This window comes from Streptomyces sp. Ag109_O5-10 (assembly GCF_900105755.1).
Classification (GTDB): domain Bacteria; phylum Actinomycetota; class Actinomycetes; order Streptomycetales; family Streptomycetaceae; genus Streptomyces.
In genome coordinates, this window is record NZ_FNTQ01000001.1 from 4433326 (window position 1) to 4453777 (window position 20452).

A 20452-nucleotide genomic window follows, 5' to 3' on the forward strand; every position below is an offset into this window, starting at 1 on the left:
CATTTCGTCATCCGCGCCTACTTGAGCGCTGTACCGCCCGAGTTGTGATAGGCGATCGTCTGTCGGATCAGGTTTCCGCCGTCGGACTCGGGCGTGGTCTGTTCCTGCTGCCCTGCGCCGAAGAGCAGCCCGGCGACATGGGCGTTCGCCACCTGGTTCATGTGCGCGAAGAACCAGTCCACCTTGTCGTCCTTGTAATGGTTGAGGGTGTTGTTCTGCGCCATGTTGCCCACGGGGATCTGCCACAGGACCACCGGCCTGCCCACGGACTCGGCCATCGTCTTGTAGAACTGCAGCGCCGCGGCGGCCTTCTGGTCGGTCCAGAAGTGGTCACTGCCACCGTGGGCCGGCTGTGCGTACCAGCCCGCGTCGCGGTCCGACACGTCGGTGACCAGGAAGTCGGCGTCCCGTGCCCCGAGGTTCGCGTAGTCCTTGACGCATGCCTGTGTGTCGGTCTGCCAGTCGAAGCAGGAAAGGTGCAGCCCCACGGCGGTGTTCGGCGCGTACTTGTGCGCCATCGAGATCAGGCAGCGGGCGAGTCCGGCGGCGCTGTTCTCCTGCGATCCGCAATCCGTCGGATTCGCGCCCGAGACCCGTGCGGGAACCTGGTGCGGATTGCCGAGCGACCGGACGTAGCCCCAGAAGTCGGGCTCGAGGTCGATCGCGTCGTGCGACGTGCCGATCTTCTGGAGGAAGAACCGGTAGTCGTTCAGGTACCGGGTGAGCAGGTCGAGCCGGTCGATGGCCTTGACCTCGCCCGGACCGTCGCCCTGGCCCGCCGCGTCCCCGAGGTCGCGCAACGAGTACCAGGTCCAGAGCATCTTCTGCGGACGCGGGCTGCCCTTGTACGTCGCCTGGGCCGCCACGCTGTCCCGCCAGGTCACGTACGTGCCGGGCGCCGTGGTGCTGCCGTTCCAGCAGCCCCACCAGCCCGACCAATCGTCGTGGCAGCGCGCTGCCGAGTAGTAGTCCGACGAGGGCGCGGGCTGGCTGTGCACATAGGCGTACCGCACGTCGAACGGCGCGGCGGCCGCCGAGGCGTCGGACATCGAGCCGCCGATGAGCACCGTGCTGCTGCCCATGAAACGTGTCGTCGAGCTGCCGCCACCGGCCACGGGAGTCGGCGTGGACGACGGCGCGGACGACGGGTGCGAGCTGCTCGGAGCCGGGCTGGGGGGAACGCTGCCGCTCGGCGCGGTGGGCGTACCGGAGCCGCCGACGCTCCCGGCCGGGACGAGCTGCCACTGCTGATCGGCGCCGCCCCGGTCGCGGTTCTGCACGACACCGCTCCCGTTGGCTTTGGCGGCGTTGCGGACGTCGACGGCCAAGCCACTGAAGCGGTTGACCAAACGCACGTAGCCGTCCGGCGACTTCGCCAGTTTGAACTGCTGGTTGGTGCCGTTCAGGTCTTTCCACTGCACGATGGCGGAGCCGGCGGTCTTCGACCAGCCGAGGTCGTCCAGCACCTTGCCGGAGTTCCGGTTCTGCAGCCGGTAGTACCCGTCCCCCGCGTCGATGAACCGCCACTGCTGGTTGGCGCCGCCGTGACGGCTCCACTGCACCACCGCGGCGCCGTCGTTCGTGGCGGAAGCGCGGTCGTCCAGCACCTTGCCGCTGTTGCGGTTGACCAGCACGTACCACTTGTTCAGGTCCAGGGTCTGCTGCGCCGAAGCCTGGCTGACCACGACAGCCGAACCGGCCACGACGACCGTGACGAGGCCTGCCCAGAAACCCCGACGTGCGAGCAACCGACGGCCACGGTGCTTCGGACGACCACCGCGGGCGTGGCCGTCGGCGTGGGACGCGACCGATGAGGGGGGCGGGCTGGAGACATGTCTGGGCTGTCTTCCAAGGGGCATGCCTGTGCTCTCTTTCAACCGTGCATCTGACCGGACCACTTGGCCGGACAACGCTGAGTGGTCCGAGAGGCCGAAAAGGTTGCCGCGAAGAGCCACAGAATTTTTTTCGCCTTGCCCGCTTCCCGTTCGCCGCGGAGCACGGCACGGCCGACGCCGGCGGACCACGTCCAACACCGAAGTGCGGGGCCCGGGTTCCCCGCGGTGAGCGCGAAGGTTCCGTGACCGGTGGGCGTGGCCCGGTGTCGGCGTCAGGGAATTCGGGCCTCGGCGGCGTCGCGGAGGAGTCCGGCGAAGGTGAGGGCGGCGGGGGTGAGGGAGTGGTCGGCCATGCGAACCAGGAGGATGCGGCGGATGGGTGCCGGCGGCTGGAGGGGCAGGGCGTTCACGCCGGGTCGGATGCCCTCCAGGGCCAGGGTGGGGGCGAGGGCGACGCCGATGCCGGCCGCGACCATGGCCTGGGCCTCCTGGTAGTCGTGGGCCTCGTAGGCGATGTGGGGCTCGAAGCCGACGTCGCGGCAGCCGCGCACGAGGGCTTCGGCCACCGGGTGATGGTCGGCGCGGGTGATCCAGGGGTCGTGTGCGAAGTCGGCGAGTGAGGCGGCGTCGCGGCCGGCGAGTGGATGGTGGTCGCTGACGAGAAGGGCCGGCGGGTCGTCGAGGAGTGGGGTGATGACAATGTCCTCGCGGTCGATCCGGCTCCAGTCGTAGTCCCACATGAGGGACATCTCGATCTCCCGGTTCTCCAGCATCGTCCAGAGCCCGGCGATGCGGGCGCTGCGGACGGTCAGCCGTACGTCGGGGTGCGCGTCCCGGAAGGCGATCACGGCCTGTGGCAGGAGCGAGGCGCCGACGGTGGGGAAGGTGCCGATGCGCAGGGTGCCCGCGCGCAGGCCGGCGTAGTCGGCGAGTTCGTTCTCCGCTGCCTGCAGTTCGCGTTCGATCCGTTGCCCTCGTTCGGCCAGCGCCCGTCCGGCGTCGGTGAGGGTGACGCCCCGGGCGTGGCGTTCCAGCAGGGGCTGTCCCGCTTCCGTTTCCAGGCGGCTGATCTGCTGCGACACCGCCGACGGGGTGTAGTTGAGGGCGCGGGCCGTCGCGGTCACCGAGCCGCGCCGGGCGACCTCCGTGAAGAGCAGGATGCGCCGGACATCGAGCACGCCGCCACCTCCAGCGTTCACTTCACCTTAATAGCCATACACATTTCCGAGATTGTACTTCACGCTGCCGTAACCCACCGTGGAGGACACCACGCACGGCGGGACCGTCGGCGGGCTTCCCCTTCCCTGGCTGTGAGGAGTCGGTTGTGCTGCGTCTGCAGGGCGAGATGATCCGCGGAGGAACCAGCAAGTGCTGGATCTTCGACCAGCGCGACGTGGCCGCCACGGGCGTGGACGTCGATGCCCTCCTGCTCGCCGCCTTCAACGCCGCCGACCCCCGCCAGATCGACGGCGTGGGCGGCGCCTCCTCCACCACCTCCAAGGCCGCCGTCGTTCAGGCGTCGACCCAGCCCGGTGTGGATGTCGAGTACGCCTTCGCACAGGTCGGTATCGGCGACGAGCGCGTGGAGTGGGCCAGCAACTGCGGCAACTGCGCCACCGCCGTGGCCCTGTACGCCGTCCACCACCGGCTCGTGCCGATCACGTCGGACACCACCACCGTCCGCATGCTCAACGTCAACACCGGGGCCCGCCTCACCGGCACCATCCCCACCCCCGCGGGCGTGGCCCCGGAGGAGGGCACGGCCGTGGTCCCGGGTACCTCGGCGCCGGGCGTGCCGGTCCTGCTCGGGTTCGAGGACCCGGCGGGCTCGACGACCGGCCGCGCGCTGCCGACCGGCCGGGCACTGGACGAGCTGACCGGCCCGGACGGCCTTGTCGAGGCATCCCTGGTGGACGCCGGCGCTCCGGCCGCGCTGTTCGAGGCCAAGGCGTTCGGCCTCGACGGCACGGAGTCCCTCACCGCGTTCGCCTCCGCAGTGCCCGCGCTGACCCTGCTGCGCCGCCAGGCGGCGCTGGCCATGGGCCTGGCCCGCGAGGGCGATCCGGTCAGCCACGCGGTGCCGAAGGTGGGCGTCGTCGCCCGTCCCGCGCCCTATCGCACGACACAGGGCATCCTCGTCAACCAGGACGAGTACGACCTGGCCGTGCGCATGGTCTCCATGCACGCCCCGCACCCGGCGATCGGCCTGACCTCCGCCGTGGCCCTGGCCACGGCCGCCACCACCCCCGGCACCCTCGCCCACCGCGTGGCCCGGCAGACCGCCGACGGCACGCTGCGCCTGGGCACCCCCGCCGGCGTGATCACCACCCAAGCCGTCCCCGCACCGGACGGCGCGTCCCCCACGGTGCTGCTGCACCGCGCCGCCCGGCGTATCGCCCGAGCCGAACTCCTCGTTCCCGTCCTGGAAGGACGCCCCGTATGAGCCGCAACGACGCCGCCCCGGGTACCGTCACCCCACCACCGGGCCGCATCCGCCGGATGCTGTCCCACCTGTACGTCCAGTGCCTGATCGCCGTCCTCCTCGGCGCCGCCGTGGGCGGGCTGTGGCCGTCCGTCGGCGCCGACCTCAAACCGCTCGGCGACGGCTTCATCGCGCTGGTGAAGATGTTCATCGCACCGGTCATCTTCTGCACGGTCGTCCACGGCATCGCCTCCATGGGCAACGCCCGCGCGGTCGGCCGCGTGAGCCTGAAGGCCCTGGTCTACTTCGAGGTACTGACCACCGTGGCCATGGCGATCGGTCTGGTCGTCGTCAACGTCGTCAAACCCGGCAGCGGTCTGCACATCGACCTCTCGACCCTGTCCACCAAGGGCCTGCCGCCGGAGGCGACCACGGCCCACGAGGGCTTCGCCGCCTTCCTCCTCGCCACCATCCCGGCCACCCTGGTCAGCGCCCTGACCGGCAACGAGATCCTGCCCGTGCTGCTGGTGTCGGTGCTGTTCGGCTTCGGCCTGCACGCCAGCGGAGAGGCCGGCCTGGGCATCGCCCGGGGTGTCGAGAAGTTCTCCACGGTCCTGTTCACGCTCATCCGCTGGATCATGCGGCTGGCCCCCGTCGGCGCGTTCGGCTCGATGGCCTTCACCATCGGCCACTACGGCCTGGGTACCCTGCGCCATCTGGCGCTGCTGGTCGGCTCGTTCTGGCTGACCGCCCTCTTCTTCGTCCTGGTCGTCCTCGGGACCGTGATGCGCCTGAACGGACTGCGGCTGCTGCCCTTCCTGCGCTACATCAAGGAAGAACTGCTGATCGTCCTGGGCACCTCCTCCACCGAGCCCGTCCTGCCGCGCATGATGGCCAAGCTCCAGCACGCGGGCGCCTCGAAACCGGTCGTCGGCATCACGCTGCCCGCCGGGTACTCCTTCAACCTCGACGGCACCGCCATCTACCTGACCATGGGCTCGGTCTTCCTCGCCCAGGCTCTCGGCATCGACCTCAGCCTCACCCAGCAACTGGGCATGCTCGCCGTCATGCTGCTCACCTCCAAGGGCGCCGCGGGCGTCACCGGCTCCGGCTTCATCGCGCTGGCCGCCACCCTCAGCGCCGTGCCGCACGTCCCGCCCGCCGCCCTCGCGCTGATCTTCGGCGTCGACCGGTTCATGTCCGAAGCCCGCGCCCTGACCAGCCTGGTCGGCAACGGCGTCGCCACTCTGGCCGTCGCCCGCTGGGAGGGCGAGCTGGACGAGGACCGCGCCAAGGCCGTCCTGCGCGGAGAGATCCCCTACGCCCCCACCCCGGCTCCCTCCGCGGTGACAGCCGAGCCCGACCCGACGCAGACACCGGTACCGGCCCACGCCCCCGTCCCCGCCGCAACCTGACCGCCAAGCGGACGGCCGTCCGCACCGCGACGCCGGTCGACGTGGCCTCCGGCAGCCCCGGCCTTGTCGATCCCCACGTGCACGAGGCAGTCGCCAAGGCCACGGCGGGCGAGTCCACGGAGCGATGAGGCGGGCCCGGCGGGCAGGCAGCTCGGGCTCGTCCGCCGCGCGCCGCTTCTGGTAGCTGCTTCCGTCCTGTCGCAACGGCGGCCCCTGGTGGGCCGCCGTTGGCGTACGCCGGGTTGGCCCTCTTCGTACTTGCCGGCTGCGGTCGACCGCGATCGAACTCGACGGCCGACCCGCCGCCCGGCTGTACCCCCGGCCGAGGCCGGCAGCGCGCCGGACACAACCGCTCAGGCTGTACGCCACGGGCACAGCGCCGGGCGGGAGACGGGGAACGCGTCTGCGTCGTCGCTTCCACACGCCGGATGCCTGGGCGCCTGCGGCTCCCCAACGGTGCGCATCGAACCGGGTGACGCCACTCTGACGTGCGCTCTCCGCTCGGGAGAGTCTCTTCCCTCGTCTCGGCGGCTACTTGTTCTTGCCGTTGCCCCGCCCGCCGTTCGCCCGGCCGTTGCCGGCAGCGGCGGTGGCGCCTGCTGTGGCGGCGGAGTTCCCGGCACTCTTGCCGGACTTGCCCGAACCGGTCGAGCGGCTCGGCTTGGCCGTCGCGGCTGCCAGCTGTTCGGCGCAGTAGGCGGCCACCTTGTCCGTACCGCCGGCTGCCGCGATCAGCCGTTTCCAGGCCGTCGCGTCGAGCGCCTTGCCGTGGCCCTGGACCTGGTCGTAGGCGCGGCAGTGGGCTTCGGTTTCCTGGTCGGTCGCGGGCCGGTCCGTCGGCCGACCCTTGCCTGAGGACGGCGCCGAGGCCGCACCGCCCGGCCGGTTCGGGGCGGTCGCCGAGGGATTCGGTGTTCCCCGGCCGTGTCCGGCGCCCTCGGTGGAGGAGCCGACGGAACCGATGGCCGCGACCGCCACACCACCCAGGGCGAGGCTGGCGCAGACCACGCCGAACGTCAGCCTGACCGGGCGCCGCACCCGCCGCTCGGCCGCCGGCCGCCAGTCGTCCCGGCGCCGGGTAGATACGCGATACGCGCCCGCCGCGTGGGCGGCCCGGAACGCGGCCACGGCCTGCCGCTCGCCCTGGGGTCCGTGATCGTCCGCACGGACGGCTGCGGCCAGTGCCGCCTCAAGCGCCGTGTCGTCACCCGCATCCCGAGGATCCGACAGGGTGCCGCCGGGCCGCACACGTCGACGGCCCCTCAGCCCGTCGCCGCTCAGCCGTTCACCCATGTCCGTTTCCGTTCCTGTCCGACCGCTTCGATTCGTCCCCTGTGCCGGCTCCGACGCCTGCCTGCCGATCTTGTCGCGGTTGTCGTTCATGTCGACTCCCCCAGCGTGCGGGAAGCCACATCCGTCACACTCTCCTCCGCCTCGCCGCCGATCCCGAGCTGACGGGCAAGGCGTTTCAGGCCCCGGTGGGCGGCCGTGCGCACCGCACCCGGCCGCTTGCCGAGGACGCGCGCGGCGGACGGACCGTCCAGACCGACCACGACCCGCAGCAGCACGGCCTCGCACTGGTCCCGCGGCAGCCCGCGGATCAACTCCAGAGCCCACTCCGTGGAGAGGGACTCGAGGGCCTGCTCATGCGTGTTGTGCGGGCCGGCCAGATCCAGTACGTCCTGGTCGGTGCCGCCGGCCTGGGGCCGCACCCGCCGCCGACGCAGGTGATCCAGTGCCCGGTGCCGGGCGATGGTCGCGGTCCAGCCGCGAAAGCCCGCGCCGTCCCCTTTGAACCGCCCGAGGTCGCGGGCTATCTCCAGCCAGGCGTCGGACGCCACGTCCTCCGCGTCGTCGCCGACGACACCCCGCAGGTAGCCCAGAAGGCCCGGCTGCACGATCCGGTAGAGGACCGCGAAGGCTCCCTCGTCGCCGTCCTGGGCGCGCGCGACCGCCGCGCCCAGCTCCCCGTCGTACTCCTGCACGCGCCGGGTTTGCCGCACCTGGCCCAAGTTTGCCCTCGTTCGCACGGATCACAACCGAATTCCCACCGTCCGCCGCGCTCCGGTCGCACCGACGGCCCTACGACAACCAGCGCGCGCTCTCACAAAAACGTCACAACGCTCAGGAGCACTGTCCGGTATCACCCGTCTCCCAGCGCTCAGCCGCGGGATTCGGCAGACGCCACCGCGACGCAGCGGAACTGGTGCTGTCCGCCCCGGCAGCAGCGATCCTCACCGGTGACGGCGCCGCAGCCCCGCCCCCGGCCCCCTCTCCGCACCGTTCACAACTCCCCCCCGTGAGCGGCGCGGAGAGGACCGGACAGACCTGCGGCGGGCGGTCGCTCCGCCCCGGCACCGTTGGGGCGCGTGATGCTTCGGCGCTCTGGTGCGCTCCCCCTGTCATGAGTACGTACCTCCGTCTGCGAGCGGTGCCGGCCCCGGCACTGCGCAACAGTCCGGCTTGGCTGGAGCGACTTTTCGCGAGCGATGCGGAGGCCCTCCAGCACCGCGCCGGCCGGTGCGGCCGGTGCCCCGACGAGGTCCTGGACGTGTGCTCTCCGAACCAGGAGCGCATCTACACCGGCGCTCCGCCGGACGCGCCGGGGAGCCGGCCGCAGGCCCAGGTGGTGCTCGGCGGCTGCCCCGTGCTCCGCACCGACCGGCGCGAGCCGCCGTTGCTGGTCCTCACGGCGGCCCAGACCCGCCGGGTGGCCGGATTCCTGGAGCACGCCGACTTCGACGCGCTGTGGGACCTTGCCCGGGACCGGCTGCTGCCCGCCTACGGCGGGATGCCCGCGGAGCCCGAGACGTCTCGCGCGTTCGCCATGACGCACCGGGAGCTGCGGGCCTTCTACGCGCACGCGGCCCAATGTGGGAAAGCGGTGGTGAAGCGCCGTTCCCGGGTGTGAGGAGTCGCGATCCAGGACGGGCGGGGAAGCGCCGTGAGGCGGGACCTGCCGACACCCGGAGCTGGACTTGTGCCTGTGCGGGGCGGGAGGTGTAACAGTTTCGGCCCGCCGCGCTCTCTCCATGCGGACGACCACGTCGGTCGGCTTGGAGGGAGGCGGGACTCGTGCAGTGGACGGGCGACGACGGCGCAGGGTACGGCGAGGAGCCGCCCACCGGCCGCGGGTACGGGTACGGGTATGCGTACGCCCACGGTCACGAGGCCACCGGCGGCACTACCGTCGACACGGCCACGGCGGAGCCGGAGCCCTGGGCCGCCGGTGCACCGGTGCTCGTCGCCGGGCCGGACCGCCTCGCCGGGGCGGAGTGGGACTCTCCGCACGGTGACGTCATCACCGTGCTGCCCACGGACCGCGACGAGTCCGGCCGTCCCGCACCGGAGCCGGACATGCCGGACATGCCGGAGAACGATCCGGCGCGCCCCGTCTTCGTGGACGCCTCGGGGCGCCGCCAGCGGCGCGTGCGGCGTGCCGCACGACTGCTGCTGATCCCCGCGGCCATCTATGTCGCCCTGCTGGTCAGCGCGTTGCTGGGCGGCCCCACCATCAGCGCGCCGTTCGTCCCGCTGCCCGACACGACGCATCCGGCCACGCCCCGCGCGACCACACCCGGCTCCCCCGCCGACACGGATCACGGTCACCCGGTGCGGAGCACGGACTCCGACGCGGCGGACCAGGACGCCCGTCCCACCGCGCCGCAGACGGCCTCCGGCCGGACCGGCGGGCAGGCGGCCGCGACCACCCCCGCGGCCACGTCCGCCCCCACCGCGACGCACGCCGCGACCACGACCGCGACTCCCACCACCAGCGCCGCTGCCGGTGCCGGTGCCGCCGGCACCGAAGCACCCTCCGCCAAGGGGCGTGCCAACGCCGCGTCCCACAAGCCCGTGAAGTGACCCGAGGCCCCGACGTGACAGATCCGACCGATCACCCGCCCCGCACCGCGGTGCCCCGCACCGCCGCCGAGCCCCGCCTCCGCGGCCGCACCCGCCGAGTCACCCCCCGCACCCACTGGCTGCTGCTGTGCGTGCTCGTGGTGACCCTGTCCGCGGCCCTCCTGCTGCAGGGCTACACCCACCACATGTTCGGGATCACCTCGGACGACGTGACCGGTCCCCCCGGCCGTGCCGACGCGGTACCCGGCCAGGTCGCCCGCGGCGGCCCCGTGATCGCGGGCGCCGCCGGCTCCCCGCACACCGCCCGCCCGAAGACCCGTACCATCGCCCTCACCTTCGACGACGGCCCCGACCCGGTCTGGACCCCGCGCATCCTCGACGTCCTGCGCCGCAACCACGTGCACGCGACCTTCTTCGTCGTCGGCACCCAGGTCGTCGCCCACCCGGCGCTGGTCCGCCGGATCGTCGCCGAGGGCCACCAGATCGGCATCCACACCTTCACCCACCCCGACCTCTCCCGCCTCGCCCCGTGGCAGCGCTCCCTGGAGCTGCGCGAGACCCAGCTCGCGGTGGCCGGCGCGGCCGGCGTCACCACCGCGCTGCTCAGACCGCCGTACTCCTCGGAGAACGACGCCCTGGACGACGCCGGCTGGTCCGTCCTCGAACAGGCCGACAGGGCCGGGTACGTCACGGTGCTCTCCACCCTGGACGCCGAGGACTGGCAGCGCCCCGGCACCGCCCGCGTCCTCGCGAACGCGACACCGCACGGCAAGGCCGGGCAGATCGTGCTGATGCACGACGCCGGAGGCGACCGCTCCCAGACCGTCGCCGCCCTGGACACCCTCATCCCCCGGCTCAAGGCACAGGGCTTCCGGTTCACGACGGTCGGCTCCGCGGTCGGCATGACCGATCCCGTCCGGACGGCCGGACTGGGCGACCACCTCCAGGGCGTCGCTCTCATCAAGATGCTGCAACTCGGCGACGGGACCATCCGGCTGCTCGGCGTGCTGATGTACGCGGCCGGGGCGGTCAGCGTGCTGCGCGCGGCCGTCGTACTGGTCGCGGCCCGCCGGCACCACCGGCTGCGGACCGGGCGCCGGGCCAGGCCATGGGGACCACCGGTGACCGAACCGGTCAGCGTCGTCGTCCCGGCGTACAACGAGAGCGCCGGAATCGAGGCGGCCGTTCGCTCCCTGGTCGCCTCGGACCACCCGGTGGAGATCATCGTGGTGGACGACGGCTCCACCGACGGCACCGCCGATCTCGTCGAGTCCCTGCGGCTGCCGGGTGTGCGGGTGATCCGGCAGCGGAACGCGGGCAAGCCCGCCGCGCTCAACACCGGCCTGGCCGCTGCCACCTGCGAGCTGGTGGTCATGGTCGACGGCGACACCGTCTTCGAACACGACGCCGTCCGCACGATCGTGCAGCCCTTCGCCGACCCCGCTGTGGGTGCCGTCTCCGGTAACGCGAAGGTCGTCAACCGGGGTGGGCTGCTGGGCCGTTGGCAGCACATCGAGTATGTGGTCGGCTTCAACCTCGACCGCCGCCTCTTCGACCTCGCCGAGTGCATGCCGACCGTGCCTGGCGCGGTCGGGGCGTTCCGGCGCCGGGCCCTGCTCGCGCTCGGCGGGGTCAGCGACGTCACCCTCGCCGAGGACACCGACCTCACCATGGCGCTGTGCCGGGCCGGCTGGCGCGTCGTGTACGAGGAAGGGGCGGTGGCCTGGACCGAGGCGCCCGCATCCCTGGGTGCCCTGTGGCGGCAGCGGTACCGCTGGTGCTACGGCACGCTGCAGGCGATGTGGAAGCACCGCGGCGCGCTGGTGCAGGGCGGCACCGCAGGCCGCCTGGGCCGCCGGGGCCTGGTCTACCTCCTTCTCTTCCAGGTCCTGCTGCCGCTGCTCGCCCCCGTGGTCGACGTCTTCGCGCTCTACGGCCTGGTCTTCCTCGACCCGTTGCGGATCACCGTCCTCTGGCTCGCCTTCCTGCTCCTGCAAATGTTCATGGGCCTGTACGCGTTCCGCCTGGACGGAGAACGCCCCGGCCCGTTGTGGAGCCTGCCGCTGCAGCAGTTCGTCTACCGCCAACTGATGTATCTGGTGGTCGTCCAGTCCGTCTTCACCGCCGTGGCGGGTTCGCGGTTGCGGTGGCAGCGCATGGAGCGCTACGGCACCCTGCGGGCACCGGCGGGTGCGGAGACCTCCGGCGAGGACCGCCCTCCGCGGGTCCCCGCCTGAACCGGGGCCCGCCCCGGGCCATGGACGACGACACCGATGCCGCCCTGCCCGGATTCGGGGATGTGACATCTGGTCGTCCGGGCGCGCTGATATGTCAGGGCACTCCCGTGACGGTTGTGCCCTGTGATGGCTGATGACAACGACAACGGGGCTTCAGGGTGGGGCATGAGAACTGAACACAGCGTTCGGCACGGTCGCCGTCGATCTGGTCCGAAGAGATCAGGTCCGAAGAGGCGAACGTGGGTGGCGTTGGGGGCGGTTGCAGCCGCCGGCGGCGTGGTCGCGGCGACCGTCGCCATGACCGGCTCACCAGGACGTGGAGCGCCGGCCGCGCAGGGACCGGTCAAGACGCATGTCCACTCGCTGTCCCTGACCGGAGCCGGTGCGTCGCTCAAGACGCTGGGGGCCCGGTCCACGGCTCCGTTCAGCATGGTCGGTGTCACCTGGAACGGTGCGCACGCCGAGCTGCGCGGCACGGTGGAGGTGCGGACCCGTTCCGCCGCCGACGGTCACTGGACCCGGTGGCTGAAGATGCAGCAGCCGGACGACCTCCCCGACGCCGCTGAGCTGAACCGTCCCGGTGTGCGCGGCGGGATGTCCCCGCTGTGGGCGGGACCGTCGAACGGAATCCAGGTCCGCGCGACCGGCGCGGGCAGGACCACCACACTGCCCGCCGGGCTGCGGGTGGACCTGGTCGATCCGGGCAGGCCCGCCACCGACGGGACACCGGACTCCGGCATGGGTCTGGCGGGCTACGCCATGGATGCGACGGCCACCGACACCGCCGCCCCGCCGGTCACCGGCACCGCCTCGCCCACGGACAGCTCCGCCCCGGCCGACACCCCGACGCCCACCACGGGCACCGGTGCCCCGGACACCCCGACCGCGACGAACTCCACGTCGCCCACGGACACCTCCACGGCCACGGACCCCACCTCCACCACCCCGTCCGCCCCGTCCACCGGGACCTCCGCGTCGTCCTCGCCGAGCGGGTCCCCGACGGCCTGGCCCAGCCAGCTTCCGACGACGGCCGAGGCGTACCCGTCCTGCGCGACCTCCTCCGCCACCCCGTCGGCGACCCCGCCGGACCCGATGCCGGCCGCGACCGTCTCGACGGTGGCACCGCCCACCGTGGTGACCCGGGCCGGCTGGGGTGCGGACGAGTGCGCGCGGGAATCGGGTTACCCGTCGTACGGCTCGGCGGTGAAGGTGATGTTCGTCCACCACACGGACACCACCAACAACTACTCCTGCGCCGACTCCCCGGCGATCGTGCGCGGCATCTACGCCGAGCACCTCAACCAGGGCTGGCGCGACCTGGGCTACAACTTCCTCGTCGACAAGTGCGGCACCATCTTCGAGGGCCGCTTCGGCGGAATGGGGCTGCCCGTCATCGGCGCACAGACCTACGGGTTCAACACCAACAGCATGGGCGTGGCCGCCATCGGCACGTACACGGACCTCAGCGGCGGCGACTCCACGGCCAGCACCTTCACCGGGGCCGCGCCGAGCCAGGCGATGCTGGCCTCCATCGCCCGCATCGCGGCCTGGAAGTTCGGCATGACCGGCGTGAACCCGGGCACCGGCAGCGCGTCCCTGCCCGAGGGCTCCTCCGACAGCTACGGCTTCACCCTGGGCAAGAGCTACACCTTCAACGCGATATCCGGGCACCGCAACGGCTTCGCCACCGACTGCCCCGGCAACCAGCTCTACAACGCCCTGAGCACGATCCGCTCCTACGCGGCAGGCCCGGTCGGCACGGTCTCCGTCACCGGAATGTCCGGCGGGGCGGCCAAGTCCGGGACGAACTACTACACCAAGGGCGCGGCCACGGTGAGCTGGACGACCGCCACGCCGTCCGCGGTGATCTCCGGCTTCGACGTCCTGGTCGACGGCAAGGCGGTGGCCCACACCTCCGGCTCCGCCCGCTCCGCCTCGGTCACGGTCGCCTCCGGCAGCCACACCGTCCAGGTGCGCGCCACCCACGTCCGAGGGGCGACCACGCTGTCCGGCTCGGTCACCCTGGTCGGCGACACCACCGCCCCCACCTTCCCGACCGCTCCCGGCGTGCAGCTGCGCACCGGCACGGTGAACTCCACCTCCGTCCCGGTCTCGGTGACCTGGAAGGCCGCCGACAACGCGGCACTCGCCAAAGTCACGTCGACCTCGCCGTCCTCGGCCACCTTCGGCCCGACGGTGACCTCCTGGTCGGCCAGTGCCAAGCCCGGCACGTCGGACCTGTTCGCCCTGAAGGCGTACGACGTGGCCGGCAACTCCGCCGCCGCCTCCGTCAAGCGGACGCCGAGCATCGTCCAGGAGACCTCCACCACCCGGACCGGCACCTGGACGCGCAAGAGCAGCACCAGCTACCTGGGCGGGTACTCCTACGGTTCCTCGTCCGCCAAGGCCTCGATCAGCTGGACCTTCACCGGACGCTCGGTGGCCTGGATCGTCTCGCGGGCCGCCACCTCGGGCCAGGCGTACATCTACGTCGACGGCACCAAGGTGACCACGGTGGACCTGAAGTCCTCCACGACCCTCTACCGCCAGGCGATCTGGACCAAGACCTGGTCGGCCTCCGCCAAGCACACCCTGAAGATCGTCGTGGTGGGCACCGCGGGCCGCCCGGCCGTCACCACCGACGGCATCGCGACCATCGGCTGAACCGCCGCCCGCCCCTCACGAAGGAGCCCTCCGCCCGCACGAAGTCCGTGGGCGGAGAGCGCCGGGTGAGGCTGGGAGAGGCGCGTGCGGGCAGCACCGAGCGGCGGGTCATGGACCCGCCGCTCGGATGATGTTCCGGGCAGGCCCCCGGGCCAGAGGCCGCGTCCTCGCGGCCTTTGTGCCGGGGGCCTCTGCCTCAGCCGTAGTAGCCCTCCAGGTCGGCGACGACATCGACCGAGCCGAACGCGTTGTGGATGCGGATGGAGCCGTCGGCCCCGACCGGGACCACGGCGAGAACCGGGCGGGTCTGGCCCGCGGTGAGGTTGTCGTTCGACACGGTCGGCAGGGTGCCGTCGCCGTAGGCGGTCAGGTGGGTGCCGGTGGTCGGGGCGACGCCCGTGAGGTTGACCAGTACGGCGGTGGCTCCCGCCGGGACCTTGGTGAGCTTCACGGTGAGGGTGCCGTTCGCGCCCAGCGGCTTCGCGGACGCGCCCAGACCCGTGCGGGTGTCGAGGAAACGGGCGGGCGCGGTCGCCACGAACGGCCCGCCGGCGGGGGCGTCCGGGTCGCCGCCCATGTTGACCAGGTCGTTGGTGTACACGCCCTGGAGGTCTGCGATCAGGTTGACGTGTCCGGCACTGTTGTAGATGTGGAGCGTGCCGGAGTAGGCGCAAGGGGTCGCCAGATTGGAAGCGGTCTGCCCGGCCCGGTAGTTGAGGGTGGACGTGGTCGGCGGGGTGGGACCGTCGCAGGCGACGGTGATGTAGCCGCTGCTGGTGCCTCCGGTCACGGTGACGTTGAGGACGGCACCCTGGGTCGCCCCGCCCCGGGTGTATTTCGGCAGAGTGATGGTCGTGGTGCTGCGCGGCCCGACTGCCCCCTTGTGGGCCCCGATGCCGGAGCGGGTGTCCAGCACCCGGGTCGGGGTCACCACGGCCAGGCCGGACATGTCCTGCTCGGCGGCGGCACCGGTCTTGGTGGTGTAGTAGCCCTCCACGTCCGCGACGAGGTTCACCGTGCCGTGCGCGTTGTACAGGTCGACGTAGCCGTCGGCGCCCACCCGGACGGTGACCAGGTTCGGATTGGTCTGCCCGGCAAGGAAGTTGAGGTTCGAGGCGCTGGGGCGGGCGATGCCGTCCGGATAGACCGACACATAACTGGACGCCGTGGCGCCCGTGTCGGTGACGTTCAGGGTCACTGCCGTCACCCCGGACGCCGGGACGCCGCCCACGCCGAGGATCTTCAGCCGGACCACACCGCCGGCACCGACGGCCCGCTTGGGTGCGCCCGTCCCGTTCCGGGTGTCCAGCAGTCGCGTGGGACCGGCGGCGACGAAGGCCGCGCCGACCGTGACCGGGGAGGTCGCGGTGGCGGTGCGCCCGTCGGAGTCGGTGACCGTCTGCGCGACCGTGTAGGTGCCGGGCGCCTTGTACGTGTGCCGCACCGCGTCGCTTGAGGCGGTGACGGAGAGCGCCGCCGAGCCGTCGCCGAAGGTGATCCGGTCACTGGTGATCGGGTAGGGGTCGAAGCCGGTGTCGTACGTGCAGCCTGCGGCATCCGGCAGCGAGGGGCCGGTCCCGCAGCCGATCGACGGGGTGAGGTCCGGCACCGGATCGACTCGTTCCCAGTAGTCGGCCACACCGACCCGCGTGCCGTCGGCCCTGTTCACCACCACCGAGGCCTGGATGCCCGTGCTCGACGTGGCCTGGCTGTAGGTGTGGGTGGCCGAGCCGGTGGTGGAGGTGACGGTCGTACCGTCCGCGAAGTCGAAGGTGTACGTCAGGCCGTCGAGCGAGTCCGACCACGGGTTGCTCAGGGTCGCGACGGCGGTGGTCGGGACGCCGACGTACCCGTAGCCCACACGGAGCCCGCTCACCGTGAACGGGTCCTGGAACTCCGTGGCACCCCGGTCGTCGTGGCCGGTACCGGTGTCGGCGACCAGGGGGTCGTCGCCCCGGGGACGGCCGTCGACGTCCGTGGACAGCTCACCGGGGGCGTCGGAGTCGGCCGAGTCGATGAGCGGTGAGTGCTCCGCGGGCAGCCCGTCCGCGGGGATCGCCAGATCCGTCTGGTCCAGGTCGTGGCCGCCCTGGCCGGTGCCCGCCCGGAACGCCTCCGCGGTGGCGTAGGCGGTGCCCGCCCAGTCGTAGTCCGTCCCGGTCGACGGCGGGTTGAACGCGTTGTAGTCGGCGGTGACCTGAGGGGCGGAGGTGGCGTCCACCGTGAGGTCGGCTGTGCCGGTGGAGCAGCCCGTCGTGCCGTAGGGCAGGGCGACGGTGTTCTCCACCGACCCGGAACTGCCGCCGGTCAGGCTGATCGCGCCGCAGACCGTCCGGAACGTGTCGCCCGCGAAGTCGATGCCCGTGGTGCCCACGGCCGAGACACCGCCGACGTCGAAGGTGTCGCCGGCCAGCGTGATGTCCCGCGCTCCGGTCGCGCTGCTGACGGCCGTCGGTCCGGAGCCCCGGTAGACCTTGAGGCGGGTGAGGGAGATGTCGGAGGAGGCTCCGTCGATCGCGATCACCGCGGTGGCGGCGTCGGCGATGTTGCCCCGTGCGGAGGCGGCGCGGTAGGTGATGTGCTGCGAGTCCTCGACGACCAGGGCGCTCGCCGCGGCGGCCGTGGTGCGGACTCCGGCCACGTCGACGTACCGGGCACCGTCGAAGGTGATTCCGGTGGCCGAGCGCGGGCCCGCGACGGTGACGGTTGAGCTGTCGCCGATCGCGGTGGCGGAGAAGGTGATGGGCGCGTCCGCGGTGCCCGTGGACCTGATGGTCACGGGTGCGTAGGACTTGCCGGTGCCCGCGATGCGTACGGTGGCCCCGGGCGTCGCCGCGTCCGCGGCCGGCTGGATCTGGCAGAAGGGCTCCGCAGCCGAGCCGGGACCGGTGTCGCTGCAGCCGGCGGCCGCGTCGTTGACGTAAAAGGTCGCGCCTGTGACGGTGCCCGCCTGGGCGACGCCCGCCGCGGGACAGCCGATGAGTAGAACCGCGAGGGCCACCAGTGCTGGTCTCCGCCCCATGAATACGTCCCCCTCCGGACCTTCGCGCTGGAACTGACGGGACAGTAGGTCAGGTTGGGGACGCCGGACGTCGATGAGCGGCCCAAGTTTCTCGAAAGGTCGAAAGTTTGCGCGAATTTTTGCTCTGACGGAGGCCACGCAAACCAGCGCATGGGCAGGCTTTGAAGATCGTTCCTTGACGTCGGAACGGAGATCGGGCCGCCATGCCTCCCCTCAGACGTCGGTTCCTCGCTGTCCCACGTCAGTTCCTCACCGTCCCGGCAGCCGCGCGCACAGCGCTCGCCATGCCCCAGGCCGGCACCGCCTGTCGGTCTGTGTGGGGGCGTTCACCTGTGTTCGCGGCTGACCGGTCTCCGACGCGGTGGCGGATCGGGGTCCGGTGGGTCACTCCGGTCCCCCCCAAGTCGGGTGGCTCCGCCGTGAGCGTCTGCGGCGCGCTGTCACGTGGTGCTGCGCGGCCGGAAGAAGCGACGCCCCGACCGGATGACGAAGATCAGCACCGTGACGGCCAGTACGAAGTCGAGCGCGTCAACGATCTCGACGACGGGATGGGGCGCGTGCAGCAGGCCTGGCACCTTGGCGCCGATCATTCCCAGACCCATGAGGAGGGGGAGCCACGCCCAGAGGTAACGCGCGCGTGGGTCCGAGGTGTCTCCCTTCGGAACCTTGGCTCGCTCCCACCACCGGCCACCGAGACTCCCGAGAATCAGCACGCAGCCCATCGCGACCACGGACCAGTCCATAAACCGCAGCATCATGTCTCCTCGATCGGGGAGGATCTTCCTCGTGCGGCCGATGGCACGCAAGAGACCTAGCGCCGACCCGGCGGAGAGAGAAGCCGAAGAACCGAAGGACGGGATCTCCGACCCGACTTGGTTGTCCATGGTTGTCAGGGTTGGTCGTCGTTGAACGCCCTTCTCCGGCCCCACGATGGCCCGGTAGGGCGCTCATGCGTGACCACCGCATCAGAGGTTCGTGTGGTGATGTCCGTTCAGAAGTGGGAGCTGGTGTCAGACGGGCCCTTGCCCTGCCCTCGGCGCTCCCTCACGCTCACTGTCCACGAGACGAGAATCAAGACGAGGCCGGAGATCACAAGGATCCTGTCCGCTGAGGTGCCGGCACTCTGATCGGATCCGGACACAACGCCTGCCACACCCGCGACAAGAAGCACAAACGGTAGCCAACGTCTCCGGGCGGGCAGGAGGCGCATACGCCACACCGAGTAGGCCATCCAGGCAATGACGGCCAAAATGAACCAAGCAAAGGTACTCACTGAAAGCTCCGCAAAAGAGAGGCCGGACGGCTTGAAGGTGCGGCCTCTTCCTTATCAGGTCGATCACGGCACCTTCCGCACCCGGTTGCGTCCATGGAGATGGTGTACGGGTTCGACGGTGACGCCCCAGCGAGGGGCGGCGGTCCGCGCACGTCGCCTACCGCACGGCGACGTAATCCCCGGTCGACGACTTCGCCCCGGAAGTGGAGTTCCCGTAGTAGGTCCACCGCCACGTCCCCGGCCCGGTGGCCTTCACCGTGGCCCTGAGCGCCCCCGTACCACTCGAAGTCACCTTCTTGACCGTCGTGTACGAGGAGGCGCTCGCCGCCTTGAACTGCAGGCTCACCGTGCGGCCCGCGTACCCCTGGTACGTGTGGGTGTCCCAGTTCGCCCGTGTGACCCGTCCGGTCACGGTGAGCGTCCTCCCGGCCGCGACCGGCTCCGGCGAGGCGTTGACGGTGACGCGTGTGGCCCGCTTGACCTGCAACGGGAGGTTCACGTCGTCGATGTCCTGGGCGTCACCGGGGAGCAAGACCTGAGCGGCGGTTTTCCAGGTACCGGCGTCCTCGTTCCCGAAGTCGACGTGCCGCGGATCGATGTACAGCCATTCGTCGAAGTCGCAGATCCCCTTCGCCCTGTCCACGACCTCACAGTCACTGGTGATGACGGAGCTGTACAGCCTGTCCCCCGAGTCGAGCTTCCCTCGGTAGGGGAGCACCGTCGGCCCGAAGTCGAACTTGAGCTTGGTCGTCATCCGGAAGGCCGCCCGCACCTCGACCTCCTCCTTGACCCCGATCACGATCGGCTTCCCGCCGTTCACCGTGACCCGGCTGAACGAGACCCCGCCCTCCGCCGCCCCGGCCGGCACCGCGGCCACCCCCGTGAACACGATCGCCGCTCCACCGGCCACCACCGCGCTCCACATCGTCTTCGTCATCTTCGAACCCGTCCTTCCCCCTGCGGCCCGCACCGAGCGCATCAGCGCCCCGGCCAGAAGTTCATCCCTCAGCGACTAACTGTCGGACACGGAAGGGCAGTTCGCGGTTGTACGTGGCGCTGCAACGATTTGATCACCACGGCTTCGTTCCGGCCCGATACAGAGAGGGACCCCGATGGCCCGTGCATCCGCTGCCGGCGCTGAGCGGGAGCCTCGACTGCAAGAGCGCCTCCATGCAGAGCGCCCCCTCCATTTCCCACGCCTTCGCTGCCCAGCCACGGTTCAAGGTGCCGGACACGACCTCCCGGGATCACACGACCCAGCGCGGTCAGTGTCGACCGGGCCCGCCGAGGCGAAGAAGGCACGCTGCTCGAGACAGCCGACGGCACGAAGAGTCGACCGGACTGTGCACTGCCTACCGCTTCTGCGCTCGGTAGCGCCTCATCAGCGCGGTGATCCGCGCCTGGTCCGCCTGACCGTTGAGCTCGGCCAGGAGATCGTCAGGACACAACTCGTAGAGATCGCCCCACCATCGGCCTCCCCGGTTGTCCCAGATTCGGTAGCCGCCCGGCACACCCCTGGCAACGTAGCGTCTCCTGCTCACCCTCCCCCCTGCTCCCGGCACAGCTCGCGCCGTCATCGAACCTCGTCCCCGGCGCAGACCATACGCAGGCTGGAGCCGTCCGGCGAGGCAGCGCCCGCGAGCGCAGGATCGCACCGCTGTCGACCGTGGTGCACCAGTCGTACGGGCACGCTGTGGGCACGCCGTCGGCCCGGGGGCAC

At 71.3% G+C, this 20452-nt stretch carries 14 protein-coding genes; 6 read left to right on the plus strand and 8 right to left on the minus strand.

What is annotated here, in order from left to right; all coding sequences use genetic code 11:
• Positions 1-17: 17 nt before the first annotated feature.
• Together BLW82_RS20285 and BLW82_RS20290 are read right to left on the minus strand one after the other, a co-directional pair.
• The gene (locus BLW82_RS20285) at positions 18-1748 is read right to left on the minus strand and encodes an RICIN domain-containing protein (protein WP_256215891.1); all 1731 of its coding nucleotides are present in this window, start codon (positions 1746-1748) and stop codon (positions 18-20) included.
• 359 nt (positions 1749-2107) lie between these two features.
• The gene (locus BLW82_RS20290) at positions 2108-3013 is read right to left on the minus strand and encodes a LysR family transcriptional regulator (RefSeq protein ID WP_093500443.1); all 906 of its coding nucleotides are present in this window, start codon (positions 3011-3013) and stop codon (positions 2108-2110) included.
• Positions 3014-3159: 146 nt separating this feature from the next.
• On the opposite strand from BLW82_RS20290, the gene BLW82_RS20295 reads away from it, so the two are divergent.
• Both BLW82_RS20295 and dctA read left to right on the plus strand, forming a co-directional pair.
• Entirely contained in the window at positions 3160-4278 is a 1119-nt protein-coding gene (locus BLW82_RS20295; protein WP_093500445.1) for a PrpF domain-containing protein, read from the plus strand.
• Positions 4275-5672, plus strand: a complete 1398-nt coding sequence (gene dctA, locus BLW82_RS20300) for a C4-dicarboxylate transporter DctA (RefSeq protein WP_093500448.1) — start codon at positions 4275-4277, stop codon at positions 5670-5672. The genes BLW82_RS20295 and dctA overlap by 4 nt, the downstream gene beginning before the upstream one ends.
• A gap of 531 nt (positions 5673-6203) precedes the next feature.
• On the opposite strand, the gene BLW82_RS20305 is transcribed toward dctA, so the two are convergent.
• Together BLW82_RS20305 and BLW82_RS20310 are read right to left on the minus strand one after the other, a co-directional pair.
• Positions 6204-6965 (minus strand): hypothetical protein, encoded by a 762-nt coding sequence (locus BLW82_RS20305; RefSeq protein WP_093500450.1) that lies wholly within the window; start codon positions 6963-6965, stop codon positions 6204-6206.
• Between the two features lie 86 nt (positions 6966-7051).
• Positions 7052-7657 carry an RNA polymerase sigma factor gene (locus BLW82_RS20310; RefSeq protein WP_371131364.1) on the minus strand — a complete coding sequence of 202 codons (606 nt, stop codon included), beginning with the start codon at positions 7655-7657 and terminating at the stop codon, positions 7052-7054.
• 419 nt (positions 7658-8076) lie between these two features.
• Between BLW82_RS20310 and BLW82_RS20315 the strand changes: the two genes are divergently transcribed.
• From BLW82_RS20315 to BLW82_RS20330, 4 genes are all read left to right on the plus strand, one after another.
• Positions 8077-8583 carry a DUF1877 family protein gene (locus BLW82_RS20315; RefSeq protein ID WP_093500454.1) on the plus strand — a complete coding sequence of 169 codons (507 nt, stop codon included), beginning with the start codon at positions 8077-8079 and terminating at the stop codon, positions 8581-8583.
• Between the two features lie 164 nt (positions 8584-8747).
• Positions 8748-9536 carry a hypothetical protein gene (locus tag BLW82_RS20320; protein WP_093500456.1) on the plus strand — a complete coding sequence of 263 codons (789 nt, stop codon included), beginning with the start codon at positions 8748-8750 and terminating at the stop codon, positions 9534-9536.
• A 14-nt stretch (positions 9537-9550) separates the two neighbouring features.
• Positions 9551-11773: a bifunctional polysaccharide deacetylase/glycosyltransferase family 2 protein gene (locus BLW82_RS20325; protein WP_371131365.1), complete on the plus strand. Its 2223-nt coding sequence runs from the start codon at positions 9551-9553 to the stop codon at positions 11771-11773.
• Positions 11774-12016: 243 nt separating this feature from the next.
• Positions 12017-14437, plus strand: coding sequence for a peptidoglycan recognition protein family protein (locus tag BLW82_RS20330; protein ID WP_256215892.1), 2421 nt, complete (start codon positions 12017-12019; stop codon positions 14435-14437).
• Between the two features lie 196 nt (positions 14438-14633).
• Here BLW82_RS20330 and BLW82_RS20335 read toward each other — a convergent pair whose 3' ends face one another.
• The 4 genes from BLW82_RS20335 to BLW82_RS45560 all read right to left on the minus strand — a co-directional run bounded on the left by BLW82_RS20335 (position 14634) and on the right by BLW82_RS45560 (position 20273).
• Positions 14634-17459: a PKD domain-containing protein gene (locus BLW82_RS20335; protein WP_093500460.1), complete on the minus strand. Its 2826-nt coding sequence runs from the start codon at positions 17457-17459 to the stop codon at positions 14634-14636.
• Between the two features lie 440 nt (positions 17460-17899).
• A complete protein-coding gene (locus BLW82_RS20340; RefSeq protein WP_093500462.1) occupies positions 17900-18343 on the minus strand; it encodes a hypothetical protein in 444 nt (147 codons plus the stop codon).
• Between the two features lie 546 nt (positions 18344-18889).
• A complete protein-coding gene (locus BLW82_RS20350) occupies positions 18890-19669 on the minus strand; it encodes a hypothetical protein (RefSeq protein ID WP_093500465.1) in 780 nt (259 codons plus the stop codon).
• A gap of 415 nt (positions 19670-20084) precedes the next feature.
• Positions 20085-20273, minus strand: coding sequence for a hypothetical protein (locus BLW82_RS45560; RefSeq protein ID WP_256215893.1), 189 nt, complete (start codon positions 20271-20273; stop codon positions 20085-20087).
• Positions 20274-20452 lie beyond the last annotated feature (179 nt).

Excerpts from the sequence above, each read along its gene's own strand:
- dctA (WP_093500448.1), top strand. The coding sequence starts at position 4,275 with ATGAGCCGCAACGACGCCGCCCCGGGTACCGTCACCCCACCACCGGGC.
- BLW82_RS20305 (WP_093500450.1), bottom strand. The coding sequence starts at position 6,965 with ATGGGTGAACGGCTGAGCGGCGACGGGCTGAGGGGCCGTCGACGTGTG.
- BLW82_RS20315 (WP_093500454.1), top strand. The coding sequence starts at position 8,077 with ATGAGTACGTACCTCCGTCTGCGAGCGGTGCCGGCCCCGGCACTGCGC.
- BLW82_RS20335 (WP_093500460.1), bottom strand. The coding sequence starts at position 17,459 with ATGGGGCGGAGACCAGCACTGGTGGCCCTCGCGGTTCTACTCATCGGC.
- BLW82_RS20340 (WP_093500462.1), bottom strand. The coding sequence starts at position 18,343 with ATGGACAACCAAGTCGGGTCGGAGATCCCGTCCTTCGGTTCTTCGGCT.
- BLW82_RS20350 (WP_093500465.1), bottom strand. The coding sequence starts at position 19,669 with ATGACGAAGACGATGTGGAGCGCGGTGGTGGCCGGTGGAGCGGCGATC.